The organism is Aquimarina mycalae (genome assembly GCF_029906345.1).
Classification (GTDB): Bacteria; Bacteroidota; Bacteroidia; order Flavobacteriales; family Flavobacteriaceae; genus Aquimarina.
In genome coordinates this window covers 822,836-836,007 of the sequence record NZ_JARYGY010000001.1, presented here as the reverse complement: position 1 = coordinate 836,007, position 13,172 = coordinate 822,836, and the positions used below count along the sequence as shown (strand labels likewise).

Below are 13,172 nucleotides of genomic sequence, written 5' to 3'. Positions count from 1 at the left end.
ATGATTAAATACTTCTATAAATTTGGGTATGCATTACTTACTTTATTAGGAGTGATTACAGTGATATTTTTATTGTTTACGATACTTCCAGGAGATCCTGCGCAAATGATGATGGGACAGAATGAGAATAAAGAACAATTAGATATCATCAATAAAAAATATGGTTTTGATTTACCACTAAGAACACAATACAGTTATTATCTTAACGACCTTTCTCCAATTTCTTTTCATAGTACAATAGAAGAAGATTTCTCATATTTTGATGCCGAAAAATATACTGGAGTATCATTATTCGTTATTGGTAATACCAAAACGGTACTTAAATACCCTTATTTAAGAGAATCTTTTCAGAAAAATGGTAAAAAAGTAAGTCAGGTAATAAAAGAAACGTTGCCCAATACAGCCGTCCTTGCTGTATCGGCAATACTCATTGCTATATTTTTAGGAATTTCAATGGGTATCATTAGTGCGTTAAACAAGGATCAATGGCCAGACAGATTGATTCAATTCGTTAGTACCATAGGTATGAGTGTACCTTCTTTCTTTAGTGCAATAATTTTTGCCTGGCTGTTTGGATATGTACTTCATGAATATACAAACCTTAATATGACAGGAAGTTTATATGAAGTCGATGATTTTGGAGAAGGAACATACGTTAAATGGAAGAATCTAATATTACCAGCCATTGTTTTAGGAGTAAGACCCTTAGCAGTAGTTACTCAGTTAATGCGTAATTCTTTGTTAGAAGTGATGAGTCAGGATTATATCAGAACTGCGAAGGCAAAAGGGTTATCCTTGTTTCAGGTAATCAGGAGACACGCATTAAAGAATTCTTTGAATCCCGTAGTAACAGCTATTTCTGGATGGTTTGCATCGATGCTAGCAGGAGCTGTATTTGTAGAGTATATTTTTGGATGGAATGGTTTAGGGAAGGAGATTGTGGATGCATTAAACACATCAGATCTACCAATTATTATGGGAGCTGTAATAGTGATTTCTTCGGTATTCATTCTAATCAATATATTTGTAGACATTATCTACCGATGGCTCGATCCTAGAATTAGAGCTTTATAACTTATTTTAAAATTGTAACCAAACTTTTAACCACACACATAAATTTAAATTAATGAGAAAAAAGATTGTAGCAGGAAACTGGAAAATGAATAAAAATCTAGAAGAAACGGGAGTTTTACTTTCTGGATTGAATACGAAGCTTAAGGAATCGTCTACTGCAGAAATTATTGTAGCACCAACGTTTACGAACTTATCTTATGCTTGTAAAGAACTTGAAAAATCTAATATTGCTGTAGCAGCACAGAATATGCACCAAGCTAAAAACGGAGCATTTACAGGAGAGATTTCTGCAGATATGTTAAAAAGTATTGGGATAGAAATAGTGATATTGGGGCATAGTGAGCGTAGAGCTTATTTTGGAGAAACAGACGAATTGTTAGCGCAGAAAGTAAAGACAGCGTTAGAACACGATATGACAATTATCTTTTGTTTTGGAGAAGAATTAGAGGATCGTAAAACCGATAACCATTTCAAAGTGGTAGAAAGTCAACTAAAAAATGCATTATTTGATTTAGATGATAAATCCTGGAAAAGTATTGTGTTGGCTTATGAGCCAGTTTGGGCAATAGGTACTGGTGAGACTGCAAGTCCAGAACAAGCACAAGAAATGCATGCTTTTATTAGAAATACTATAGCAAAAGCTTTTAATAATGATGTTGCTGAAGAAGTTTCAATTCTATATGGAGGAAGCGTAAAACCTGCAAATGCAAAAGAGATATTTGCTAAACCAGATGTAGATGGCGGATTGATCGGAGGAGCTGCATTAGATCCAGAAAGTTTTGCTGCTATTGCAAGTTCATTCTAGGATTTTATAAAAACATAATAATAATAATAATAATAATAAGCATTCGTATCTACGGATGCTTTTTTTGTTGTTCAAAAGAGTAACTTTGCAATCTAATTTTTAAAATAAAATGACAACTCCTATTTATATTGGTTATTACTTTAATATAACACCATTACAACCCGCAACAGAAATTTTAATAGCAGAACTTGGATATGCAGGTTTCGAGAGTTTTGTAGAAACGGAAAGTGGAGTAGAAGCTTTTATTCAAAAAGAGGAGTGGAACAAAAATATATTAGATGATATTCATATCCTTACTTCAGAAGAATTCAAAATCACATATACCTCTAAAGAAATAGAACAAGTAAATTGGAACAGTGAATGGGAGAAAAACTTTAAACCTATTATGGTAGATGATAGTTGTAGTGTAAGAGCTCCTTTTCATGAAAAACCAATAGTGCAATATGATATTGTAATAGAACCTAAAATGTCGTTTGGAACAGGACATCACGAGACAACTCATATGATGATTCAACATTTATTGAAGAATAATTTAGAAGGAAAAAAAACCTTAGATATGGGGTGTGGAACAGGTGTTTTGGCAATTTTGGCAGAAATGAAAGGAGCAAAACCGATTGATGCCATTGATATTGATAATTGGTGTTATCTAAATACTATAGAAAATATAGAAAGAAATAATTGTAGTCATATAACCGCTTATGAAGGAGAGGTATCTTTATTGAAAGATAAGAGATATGATGTGGTGATAGCGAATATAAATAGGAATATACTATTAAACGATATTGCGTCATATACCGAAACACTTAATGCTGGAGGAAATTTATTTCTTAGTGGGTTTTATAGAGAAGATTTAGATTTGATAACAAAAGAGTGTAATGCTAACGGTTTAGATTTTGTGGAGTATATTGAAAGAAATAATTGGATAGCAGCCTGTTACAAGTTAAATTAATGCAATAGAAGATTATTTTTTCTACCCTAAATAGTATATTTGTATAAAATTGATGAGATGAGCACTCAAGAAAAAGTTTTAGAAGAAGTTTTAGAAAAAACTGTAGAACAAAATAATAATGAAATTGTTTTGTATAACGATGATGTTAATACATTTGATCATGTGATCGAAACTTTGATATACACTTGTGAACATACGCCAGTGCAAGCAGAGCAATGCGCAATGCTTGTTCATTATAAAGGTAAATGCACCGTAAAAACAGGGGTTTATGAAGAATTAGTGCCTAGATGTTCTAAATTACTTCAGGCAGGTTTAAGTGCAGAAATTGTTTGAAAAAATAAAAATGTAGGAATAATCGCTCAATAATTTTATTTGTTGAGCGATTTTTTTTACAAAAAACTACAAATTACGGTTTTAACTTAGAAATAGTGTGGGTTTTTATATCCTGCAAATTATGTCATTCATCGAAAAAACACTTTTTTAATAAGGAATATTTAATAAAAATTCAATTTCTTAAAGGATAGTTTAATTAATTAACTTTTTTAATTAAAAAATTATCATACCTTTGAAATGGAAAAATTGTACGCCCCAAAACTTTCTTATTGATTTTAAGCTAGCGCGATTCGTTGGTTTTGAATGTACTTCCCAAAATAATTTATACAAACTCAACACATTTTTACAATGAAAAGATTTATAATCTTAGCACTATGTGCTATCGTAGCAGGTTTTATTACATCTTGCGAAAAGAAAGACGTTTCAACCGAAATCGAAACGGTTACTCAAGAAATTTCTAAAGAAATAAAATTACAACTAGAAGCAATCGGCGTAAATGCAAAAGATGCTAAAATCCAGACAAGAACGTTATTGGATGGTTCCAAAGTTACAGGTGTAAGATCGGGAGATTACTTCTCTACAATTAAAGATTTGATGGATACTCCTGTTTTAGGAGTAGCAGAGGGTAATACGAAACAGTATAGAACTAATAATTTGGTGTCAGGTTCTTATAGAACAATTGATATTATTGGTTATACTGGTGGTGGCGGTTTTGGACTTAATAGTAAAGAAAGAACAGGATTGCAATGGGCGGTTAATAACTATAACAGACTAAATCTTGCTATTTCTTTCAGATTAACTTTTGGAACAGATTATCAATCCAAAGATATGGTGGTATATCATGACCCTAATGAAGAAGCAGCAGGAGAACAAGGTGGAGTAGCAGGGTTTCCAGATGCACAAGGTAGACCTAATTTTGGAATTGCTATTTATGGATTATCTGCATACTCTAATAATGTGAATGAACATGTGATTACCCATGAGATTGGTCACTCCATTGGTTTTCGTCACACAGATTGGTTTAGTCGTCAGAGTTGTGGGCAATCAGGAGAAAGCGCAGGATCTGATGGAGCTATCTTAATTCCTGGAACTCCGTCAGGATATGATGCTACTTCTATTATGTTAGCATGTTTTAGTACAGCTGCAACTGGAGAATTTAATAGTAATGATACTACTGCCTTGAATTACTTATATTAATATAGTTACATTAATTATGTTATAGATAGATCAAAAACCCAACTTAAGTTGGGTTTTTTTATGTCGTTTATTGCACCATTTTTTCTTTTTTCTTTAAAGTTTGTAATCTTATTGATAGAGGCTATTTGATCACTTTTTAATGTTAAAACGTAACGTTAGTATTTTTTTAACGTTTTAGAATCAATATTTTATGATAAGTAGGAAAAAACCTTCATTTGATGTTTTTTCCTACAATCTTAAGAATTCTTTAACATGATTGAATACACTATGTTTTATTGTAAAATGCCTTAAATATTTGAGAATTAGGAATATGCATTTGATCGACTTTATCGTGTAATTTAAGGATGTGATTTTAATAACTTTTATCTTCTTTTTTTGAATTTTATGTAGGTATTGTTCTTAATCACAGAGAATTGCATAAATAATTAACTGATATTTTAAAAAAATTATCATATATTCAACCCGCTTAAATTTTAAAAAGGTTCAAAGCTTTACTAAAATAATCGCAAGCAAAATAAATACTGTAGTGAATTTATTTTGTTTAATAGTAACTACACAAACTCAACTTTTTAAAAATGAAAAAAATCAAAGTATTGGCGCTTTGCGCTATCGTGGCTGGTGTTGTAACATCTTGCCAAAAAGACGAAATCTCTAACGAAACACAACCAGAAGCATTAGAATTAAGTAAAGAATTACAAGATAAACTTCTGGATGCAGGTGTAAATCCACTTAACGCTTACGAAACGACTATCAAACATTTTGATGGTGCATCATATGATGTTGTTAGAGCTGGTGATATAAATTTACGTACAGCTGAACTTTTAGATGGTGTATTCGATTTAGCTCCTGATGGTGATTTAAACAAGCAGTACAGAACTAATAACCTAGTTTCTAGTGGTAATAGAACTATCGATATTCTAGGATATACAGGTTCTTGTTGTGCACTATCTGGTAACATGAGAACAGGTTTACAGTGGGCTGTTAACAATTACAACAGAATTAATACTACTTTAAATTTCAGATTAACTTTTGGAACTAACTTCCAAGCTGCTGATATGGTAGTATATAATAATGGAGGAGCTGGAGCTGGTGGACAGGCTGAATTCCCAAGTGGAGGAAGACCAGGAAAGTTTATCCAGATATTAAACGGTACTGGAAACTCAAACAACAATGTTAATGAGCACGTAATTGGTCACGAAATAGGTCATGCACTTGGTTTCAGACATACTGATTACGCTCGTAGAAGATGTGATGGTAGTAATGAAGGAACTGCTGGTAGTATTGGTGCAATCAATATCCCAGGAACTCCAACAGCTAACAGATGGGGTCAAGCTGGTCTTGATTCTAATTCTTTAATGATCTCTTGTTTCGACGGGAGTGAAGATGGAGAATTTAGTAGCATTGATATTGTTGCTTTAGAATTTTTATACTAAAACTAAGTATATCTAAATTATAATATATAATCTTTGAACTTTTTTATAAACCATCTCGATACATTTCGAGATGGTTTTTTGTTGCAAATAAACTATGCTAAATGGTTTGTTATGAATTGGTTATAAAGAATGATGAAACTGCAATTTCTATATCGTTTTAAGGTGTTTCGTTGAATTAAATGTACGGTTATGCCGTATTTTTAATAAATAATTCAAAGTTTTTGTAATTACATTGAAAAAAAAACATATATTCGTTCGGCAAAATTTTTAAAAAAGTTCAAAGCTTTGATAAAACATTTGCGTACGATACGGATTTAAAAAATCCATATTGTAAAATAAATACACAAACTCAACAATTTAAATGAAAAAATTAAAATTTTTAGCGCTTTGCGCTATGGTGGCTGGTGTTGTAACATCTTGCCAAAAAGACGAAATCTCTAACGAAACACAACCAGAAGCATTAGAATTAAGTAAAGAATTACAAGATAAACTTCTGGATGCAGGTGTAAATCCACTTAACGCTTACGAAACGACTATCAAACATTTTGATGGTGCATCATATGATGTTGTTAGAGCTGGTGACATAAATTTACGTACAGCTGAACTTTTAGAAGGGATATTCGATTTAGCTCCTGATGGTGATTTAAACAAGCAGTACAGAACTAATAACCTAGTTTCTAGTGGTAATAGAACTATCGATATTCTAGGATATACAGGTTCTTGTTGTGCACTATCTGGTAACATGAGAACAGGTTTACAATGGGCTGTTAACAATTACAACAGAATTAACACTACTTTAAATTTCAGATTAACTTTTGGAACTGATTTCCAATCTGCTGATATGGTAGTATATAATAATGGAGGAGCTGGAGCTGGTGGACAGGCTGAATTCCCAAGTGGAGGAAGACCAGGAAAGTTTATCCAGATATTAAACGGTACTGGAAACTCAAACAACAATGTTAATGAGCACGTAATTGGTCACGAAATAGGTCATGCACTTGGTTTCAGACATACTGATTACGCTCGTAGAAGATGTGATAATAGTAATGAAGGAACTGCTGGTAGTATTGGTGCAATCAATATCCCAGGAACTCCAACAGCTAACAGATGGGGTCAAGCCGGTCTTGATTCTAATTCTTTAATGATCTCTTGTTTCGACGGGAGTGAAGATGGAGAATTTAGTAGTATTGATATAGTTGCTTTAGAGTTCCTATATTAATTGCCAACACATAAAAATATAAGCTTTGAACTTTTAAAGCCATTCATCGTAAGGTGAATGGTTTTTTTTATTCTCAATAATTCATAAGTTTATAGGATATGAATTTAGATATTTGGTCTTTACTTATAATCGTAGTGATTTTTCAAGGAATTTTCTTTCTTACGATATTGTTGGCCTCTCCCGTTAAAAAGAACAAAAAAGAGAATCTGTACTTGTTCTGTCTAATGTTAGTATGTATATGGTTCTTGTCAGAATTTCTAGCTATTAGGAACACATATAATATAGGCTTTAGTATATTTTACGGTACACGTTATGGATCTTGGCTTTTATTAGGTCCTTTGACATTTTTTTATTTTAAAGCAATAACTGATTCGAGTTGGAAATTTTCGGTAAAATATTGGCTACATTTTCTGCCATTCATAATTTTTGTTTTGATCATTCCATTCTTAAGTAGTGAGTCGTTAAGTGTGCGACAGGTAACATATGGAATGTTAGCCGTCTTTGATCATAGAAAGAAAGTAGTAACTCCCTTTGAATACCTCTATTCGATACTGTTTTTTATACAATTCTTGCATCTAGGATGTTATCTTGTGTATAACTTAAAAATAATACATAACTACTCAAAGAATCTTAAATCGGAGTATTCTAGCGTTAATAATGTGATTTGGCTTAAAGTCTTCAATGTTCTTTTAATTTTAATATTGATATTGGCTTCGATATACTTATATATTCTTTTTGTTTCTGACGTTTACAGAAGGTATTTGGACTATATCTATGTATTGCCTATGGGCTTTTTTATATATTCTGTAGGGTATTATTTATCAGGAATACAATGGATGTCTATAGATGAAAAAGAAACAAAATATAATAGTTCTTCATTAAGCACAGATGAAATACAAGGATATGCAAAGCAATTAAAGCAAGTAATGCTTCATGATACTCCTCATCTAAAAAATGATTTAAGATTAAAAGATCTTGCCAATATGATGAATGTGAGCACTCATAGTATATCGCAAATAATCAATCAAAGTTTTATGTGCTCGTTTTTTGATTTTATAAATCAATATAGAATAGAAGAGGCAAAGAAATTAATAATTGCTAAACCAGAAATAACACTTCTTCAGGTAGCTTTTGACGCAGGTTTTAATAATAAAACATCCTTTGTAAATGCTTTTAAAAAGTTTGAAAAAAAGACACCTTCTACATTTAGAAAAGAAGTTATCCATCCCTGATGTAATTGGATTATTATGGCAATCTTTATAGTGATTGTCGAAATGAATTGAATTAGTTACTAGTATTGAGAACTAATGCTAAATCTAATATTCATGAATACTAAGTTTTTAATAACAGTTATATCAATAGTAATAGTTTCTGTAATACATATAAGTTTTAAGACGATTACAGATCAATATACATTAGATACGGGTCATACATTTGTCGGTTTTGATGTAGAACGTTTTATGGTGGGTGAAGTTTCTGGAAGATTTAATGAGTTTACTGGAAACGTAACCATGGAAAATGAAGATGTAACTTCTTTAAAGGTTGAGGTGATTATACAAACAAATAGTCTTGATACTAATAATGAGATACGAGATGGACATCTTAAAGGAAAAATTTGGCTTGATGTAGAAAATCATCCAGAAATTAAATTTACATCCTCCAATATTATTAAGAATAATAATGGAAACTATGTTATGGAAGGAAGTTTTACCCTTAAAGAGGTTACAAAAACGATTAAATTTCCAATAGAAATCTTAGGGCCTTTTATGGATCCAACAAAAAAAATGACAGTAGGTATTAAAGCAGATTTTGAGATAGATAGATTTGATTATGGAATAAAGTTTAATAAAAAGATGGATAACGGTTCTTTTTTTATAGATAATAAGGTTAAGATAAAGATTAGAGCGTTAGCCTATAAAAACTAATATACTTGAAGGCTTTAGAAGTCAATTCTAAATGAGATGTTCGGAGTAATACCCGATGAAAAAGTGTTTACCTCTTGTAACAAAAAACTGTTTCCACTAGTATCTGTATTAACTCTTATGTTATAAGTTCGATTCAGGATATTTTCTCTGTCATAAAGGTTAAATAAGGAAAAACCTATTTTGCTCCTCCATTTATTGTTCTTGGATAATGAAAACTTGTATGAAGTAGAAAAATCCAGTCGATGATAATCTCTTAACCTTTTGCTATTTGTAGCTTCGTAATTAATGAAAACGGCGGTGTCAGTTTCAGTAATGCCAGATGCAGGAGTAAAAGGTCTTCCTGTTCTGATATTCCATCCTAAAGAGAATTCGAAATTCTTCCATTGATAGGTGTGTACCCATGATAAATAATGGGTAATATCAAAATTTCCTGGAAAAGGATTGCCGTTATCTACTTCCTGAAATGTAAACTCTTGATCGGTTAAAGAATAACTAATCCAGGTTCTATAGTTATCAAATCTCTTTTTAATTAATAAGTCAACCCCTAAAACTTCAGTATCTCCTTCAGAAAGGCTAAGAACACCGTTAAATCCGTTGGCAAAAGAAGTTAACCCTTCGGTTGTTTTGTAATACCCTTCAAGATCGATATACCAATCATTTTTGTTATAAACTATACCTGTAGAAACCTGGTCGCTTTTAAGCATAGATACAAATTCAGAGTCCGCTAATAACCAAATCTGATTATCTATACTAAAATCACTAGGGAGATAGTTAGAAACTTGACTAATAACTTGGTTTTTACGTTCAAAGGATATTTTAGTATCTATGTTTTTTAACAGATTGAGTTCTAGATTAATTCTAGGTTCCCAAAATACTTTATCAGAAATAGAAAAATAATTGCCTCTTATTCCAGCATTGACATTAATCTTGTTCTTATAGTTAAATCGATACTCACCATAAACTGCATGGGTTATATTATGATTAGTTTCGTTAAAAGAAATATTGTTTCCCGAGTAATTAGCGGTGTATGAAACGTCATTAGTAGAAAATTCATATCCAGATAAAAAACTATGCTTAGCATTAATTTTCCAATCTGTATGAAAAGCTGCTCCTACATCCCTTATTTTGTTTTCTTCAGTGATATCGTTTTCAAAAAAAAAGAATCCATCACTACTGGCTTCGGTTTCCCTTCTACCAGAATAATCAAATTCATAATTAGAAAAATATGCTTGCGCTGAGTGAGAAAAACTATCACTATATTTTTTATCCCAAGTTAAGTTCAATCCTTCATTCACAAACTCTAAATCATCTTTTTGATTTTCATTAAAAAGCTCGCTCGCGCCAGATATGTTATTGATATTAAGCTTATAATCTAGTTTATTATTAGTAAATATTGAACTTGCGGTAAATTTATCTTTATCAGATAGGTTAGCAATTGCTTTTATGGTGAAATCCATAAAGTAGAAAATGTTTTCACTTTCTATTGTTTCTGGTGATAGTTGTTCATCGTCCAGAGAAAATCCAATTCTCTGAAAGGCACGATCAGAATAACTTCTAAAAGTAGTAGTCTCTAATACATCTGTAAACGATCTTCTACCAGAAACTAGAATGCCAAAATCTTTCGATAGAGGTGCTTCAACATATACATCTCCATTGGTCATATTGAAGCCTAATCCTGCTCCAAAATCATTCGGGATTTCATCCTTTGATCTTATATCAATAACGCCAGCGATCCTACTTCCGTATTTTGCTTCTGTATTGCTTCTAAAAAGCTTTACGTTTTCGGTGATATAAGGATTGAATATCGATAATAAATCAAAAAAATGCCCTGTGCTATACATTTTTATCCCATCCCATAAGATTAGATTGTGATCAGGAGTTCCACCTCTAATATGAATCCCAGAAGCGGTTTCTGTGGGGCTCTGGATACCTGGAAGAAACTGTAAAGTTTGTAATACATCAGGCTCTACTAATCGAGGAAGAATACCAAGTTTATCTGGAGCAATATTTATAGCACCTGTAGTTTGTTCTTTAGAAATCCCAGAGGTCACGTATTCGGTGATCAAAACTTCTCCAAGTTGAAAGTCATCAGGAGATAAGAATATTTTTTTACAATCTACGTTTTCTAATTCTTTGGCAATAAATTGTTTGGTTTTGTATCCTAAAAACCTAACTTGAATGGTATCATTAGGCTCTGATAAAAATAATTGGAAATATCCATTATTGTCAGAGATTACAGACTTTGCTTTATTGATGTTGTTTATAAAAGCTTCTGATAAAGGTCTTTTAGAAATGTTGTCGTATAAGAATCCACAAATTGTGATTCTTCCTTTTTTGATTTTTTTTCTTATTACATAATATCGATCATTAACTTTTTCGAATAGTAATGAAGTCTGTGATTGGATTTTTTGAAGAATAGCACTTAAGAGACCAGTATCATTGACTGTTATTTTCTCATCTTTAATAATTTCAGAATTAAAAGAAAACTTTATTTCATACGATTTCTCTAAGTCTTTTAGAATAGAATCTAAAGGCACAGCATTATATTCTGATTGTACTGTTTCCTGAGAAAAAGAACTACAGTAACATAGGATAAAAAAAGATAAAAAAATTAATTTCATTTATTCTTTAACGAGAACAATATTCTTTTCGTTCTCAAAAGTATATGAAATTTCCATAGGAACAAAGATTGTTTTTAAAGCCAGTTGGATATCTTTATGGCTATAACTACCTGTGAAGCGTTGATTTTGATCGATATTTTCCTTACTAAAAGTAATAGCAAATTGATTTTCAAGAGATTTTATAACTTGTTTTAATGGGGTGTTGGAGAATGTGGTTTCACCTGAAGCCCAAGTAGGCTGGGTAGTTTCTATATCCCAATTTTCGATATCACCATTTGCAATTCTAAATGCTTTTCCTTTAGTAAGAATAGCTTCTTCATTGTTGGTTCCAGTAGCTTTTACTTTTCCTTCATGACAAATGACTTCAAAAAAGTCTTTTTGTGTATTTACGTTAAATTCAGTTCCAAGTACTTGTATGTTTCCTGATTCGGTGACTACTATGAAATCCGAACCTTTTTTAACTCTAAAAAAAGCTTCTCCAGTTAATGAAACTGTTCTATTGTTTTTCCAATCCGATTTTTTAAATTTTAGTTCAGATTTAGAATTGAGAATCACTTCGGATCCATCCAGAAGCTCTACTGTAATCTGTTCTCCATAACCTGTGGAATGAACAGTAGTATTATTGAAAAAAAAGAATAACCCTATTATTGCTAGTAGCGTAGCAGCAATACCATAGGTCCATTTAGGGATGAACCTTATCTTTGTGTCTTTTTCTTGGATATCTTCCTGGATAGCATTAAATAATTTTTGTTTGTCGTAAGAAGGAGAACCTAGTGTATCTATCTTATCAATAATAGTTACATATTTTTTGTAATCCTCAGATTTTTCAAACATTATTTTCTCTTCAGCATTTAGATCACCGTTAAGCCATCTTGCTAAAAAAGTATCGTCTGAATATGGATTTTTCATTTTTTCTTCTTCTTAGTTTATTCCTTCTTAATTAATAACAGCCTTATTTTGTTTTACCCTACATCGATTTATAAAATATCTCCTAATTTTTGTCGTAGGCTCAATAATGCATAATGAATCCTTTTTTCAATGGCTTTAACAGAAACATCATTAATTTCTGCAATTTCTTTATATGATTTTTTGTCAATACGTGATAATAAAAAAGTTTCTCTTTGTTTATCAGGAAGTTCATCAATGGCTTTTTTAAGCTTAGACATAAATTCTTTTTCCTCAATAATAAATTGCGGGTCTTGATTATTAAGTTCTGTATGAGGTTTTTGCTCGTATTTGAGTACTACTTTTTTGTGAGCAATATGGTTTAATAGATTGTTGTTAGCAACAGTATATACATATGATTTTGCCTTTACAAAAACTACTTTTGCACAATTTTTCCATAATTTAACAAAAGCATCCTGTATAAGATCTTCTGCAAGGTCAGAATCACCACACTTATAGTACATAATATTTCGTAACGATTCTGAATAATCATTAAAGATTGATTCAAAATTTTTCTCATCACAAACAGACTTTTTCTCCATATATGTTCCGAAGATATTTATTTTATGGAAATATCAAAAAAATACTAAAAATCATTTTCTTCTTTTTTTTAGTAAAGATCAATTCTATAGTATTTTAAAACAACAGGAATGTATGTTTATTATAAATAG

The 13,172-nt window shown here is 31.3% G+C and carries 12 protein-coding genes; 9 read left to right on the top strand and 3 right to left on the bottom strand.

All coding sequences use genetic code 11. The features are described 5' to 3' along the window. The 9 genes from QBK95_RS03680 to QBK95_RS03640 all read left to right on the top strand — a co-directional run bounded on the left by QBK95_RS03680 (position 1) and on the right by QBK95_RS03640 (position 8,935). The gene (locus QBK95_RS03680; protein ID WP_280930667.1) at positions 1–1,074 is read left to right on the top strand and encodes an ABC transporter permease; all 1,074 of its coding nucleotides are present in this window, start codon (positions 1–3) and stop codon (positions 1,072–1,074) included. A gap of 52 nt (positions 1,075–1,126) precedes the next feature. Beyond that, entirely contained in the window at positions 1,127–1,879 is a 753-nt protein-coding gene (tpiA, locus tag QBK95_RS03675) for a triose-phosphate isomerase (protein WP_280930665.1), read from the top strand. A gap of 109 nt (positions 1,880–1,988) precedes the next feature. Next, positions 1,989–2,828, top strand: a complete 840-nt coding sequence (prmA, locus tag QBK95_RS03670; protein WP_280930663.1) for a 50S ribosomal protein L11 methyltransferase — start codon at positions 1,989–1,991, stop codon at positions 2,826–2,828. A 57-nt stretch (positions 2,829–2,885) separates the two neighbouring features. Beyond that, positions 2,886–3,161 carry an ATP-dependent Clp protease adaptor ClpS gene (locus tag QBK95_RS03665; protein WP_027392496.1) on the top strand — a complete coding sequence of 92 codons (276 nt, stop codon included), beginning with the start codon at positions 2,886–2,888 and terminating at the stop codon, positions 3,159–3,161. 348 nt (positions 3,162–3,509) lie between these two features. Further along, positions 3,510–4,358 (top strand): M57 family metalloprotease, encoded by an 849-nt coding sequence (locus tag QBK95_RS03660; RefSeq protein WP_280930660.1) that lies wholly within the window; start codon positions 3,510–3,512, stop codon positions 4,356–4,358. 575 nt (positions 4,359–4,933) lie between these two features. After that, positions 4,934–5,791: a M57 family metalloprotease gene (locus QBK95_RS03655; RefSeq protein WP_280930658.1), complete on the top strand. Its 858-nt coding sequence runs from the start codon at positions 4,934–4,936 to the stop codon at positions 5,789–5,791. A gap of 361 nt (positions 5,792–6,152) precedes the next feature. Next, positions 6,153–7,010 carry a M57 family metalloprotease gene (locus tag QBK95_RS03650; RefSeq protein WP_280930656.1) on the top strand — a complete coding sequence of 286 codons (858 nt, stop codon included), beginning with the start codon at positions 6,153–6,155 and terminating at the stop codon, positions 7,008–7,010. Positions 7,011–7,795: 785 nt separating this feature from the next. Next, entirely contained in the window at positions 7,796–8,242 is a 447-nt protein-coding gene (locus QBK95_RS03645) for a helix-turn-helix domain-containing protein (protein ID WP_280930654.1), read from the top strand. A 93-nt stretch (positions 8,243–8,335) separates the two neighbouring features. Further along, the gene (locus tag QBK95_RS03640; RefSeq protein WP_280930652.1) at positions 8,336–8,935 is read left to right on the top strand and encodes a YceI family protein; all 600 of its coding nucleotides are present in this window, start codon (positions 8,336–8,338) and stop codon (positions 8,933–8,935) included. Positions 8,936–8,949: 14 nt separating this feature from the next. On the opposite strand, the gene QBK95_RS03635 is transcribed toward QBK95_RS03640, so the two are convergent. The 3 genes from QBK95_RS03635 to QBK95_RS03625 form a co-directional block, all read right to left on the bottom strand. Then, positions 8,950–11,556: a TonB-dependent receptor domain-containing protein gene (locus QBK95_RS03635; RefSeq protein ID WP_280930651.1), complete on the bottom strand. Its 2,607-nt coding sequence runs from the start codon at positions 11,554–11,556 to the stop codon at positions 8,950–8,952. After that, complete coding sequence (locus tag QBK95_RS03630; protein WP_280930649.1) at positions 11,557–12,465, bottom strand: FecR family protein; 909 nt, start codon at positions 12,463–12,465, stop codon at positions 11,557–11,559. It lies immediately after the preceding gene. A 68-nt stretch (positions 12,466–12,533) separates the two neighbouring features. Continuing rightward, the gene (locus tag QBK95_RS03625; RefSeq protein WP_280930647.1) at positions 12,534–13,043 is read right to left on the bottom strand and encodes an RNA polymerase sigma factor; all 510 of its coding nucleotides are present in this window, start codon (positions 13,041–13,043) and stop codon (positions 12,534–12,536) included. Positions 13,044–13,172 lie beyond the last annotated feature (129 nt).

What these genes read in the sequence shown, in the direction of transcription:
- prmA (WP_280930663.1), top strand. Translation starts at nt 1,989, where the DNA reads ATGACAACTCCTATTTATATTGGTTATTACTTTAATATAACACCATTA.
- QBK95_RS03680 (WP_280930667.1), top strand. Translation starts at nt 1, where the DNA reads ATGATTAAATACTTCTATAAATTTGGGTATGCATTACTTACTTTATTA.
- QBK95_RS03625 (WP_280930647.1), bottom strand. Translation starts at nt 13,043, where the DNA reads ATGGAGAAAAAGTCTGTTTGTGATGAGAAAAATTTTGAATCAATCTTT.
- QBK95_RS03660 (WP_280930660.1), top strand. Translation starts at nt 3,510, where the DNA reads ATGAAAAGATTTATAATCTTAGCACTATGTGCTATCGTAGCAGGTTTT.
- QBK95_RS03655 (WP_280930658.1), top strand. Translation starts at nt 4,934, where the DNA reads ATGAAAAAAATCAAAGTATTGGCGCTTTGCGCTATCGTGGCTGGTGTT.
- tpiA (WP_280930665.1), top strand. Translation starts at nt 1,127, where the DNA reads ATGAGAAAAAAGATTGTAGCAGGAAACTGGAAAATGAATAAAAATCTA.
- QBK95_RS03665 (WP_027392496.1), top strand. Translation starts at nt 2,886, where the DNA reads ATGAGCACTCAAGAAAAAGTTTTAGAAGAAGTTTTAGAAAAAACTGTA.
- QBK95_RS03645 (WP_280930654.1), top strand. Translation starts at nt 7,796, where the DNA reads ATGGGCTTTTTTATATATTCTGTAGGGTATTATTTATCAGGAATACAA.
- QBK95_RS03650 (WP_280930656.1), top strand. Translation starts at nt 6,153, where the DNA reads ATGAAAAAATTAAAATTTTTAGCGCTTTGCGCTATGGTGGCTGGTGTT.
- QBK95_RS03640 (WP_280930652.1), top strand. Translation starts at nt 8,336, where the DNA reads ATGAATACTAAGTTTTTAATAACAGTTATATCAATAGTAATAGTTTCT.
- QBK95_RS03635 (WP_280930651.1), bottom strand. Translation starts at nt 11,556, where the DNA reads ATGAAATTAATTTTTTTATCTTTTTTTATCCTATGTTACTGTAGTTCT.
- QBK95_RS03630 (WP_280930649.1), bottom strand. Translation starts at nt 12,465, where the DNA reads ATGAAAAATCCATATTCAGACGATACTTTTTTAGCAAGATGGCTTAAC.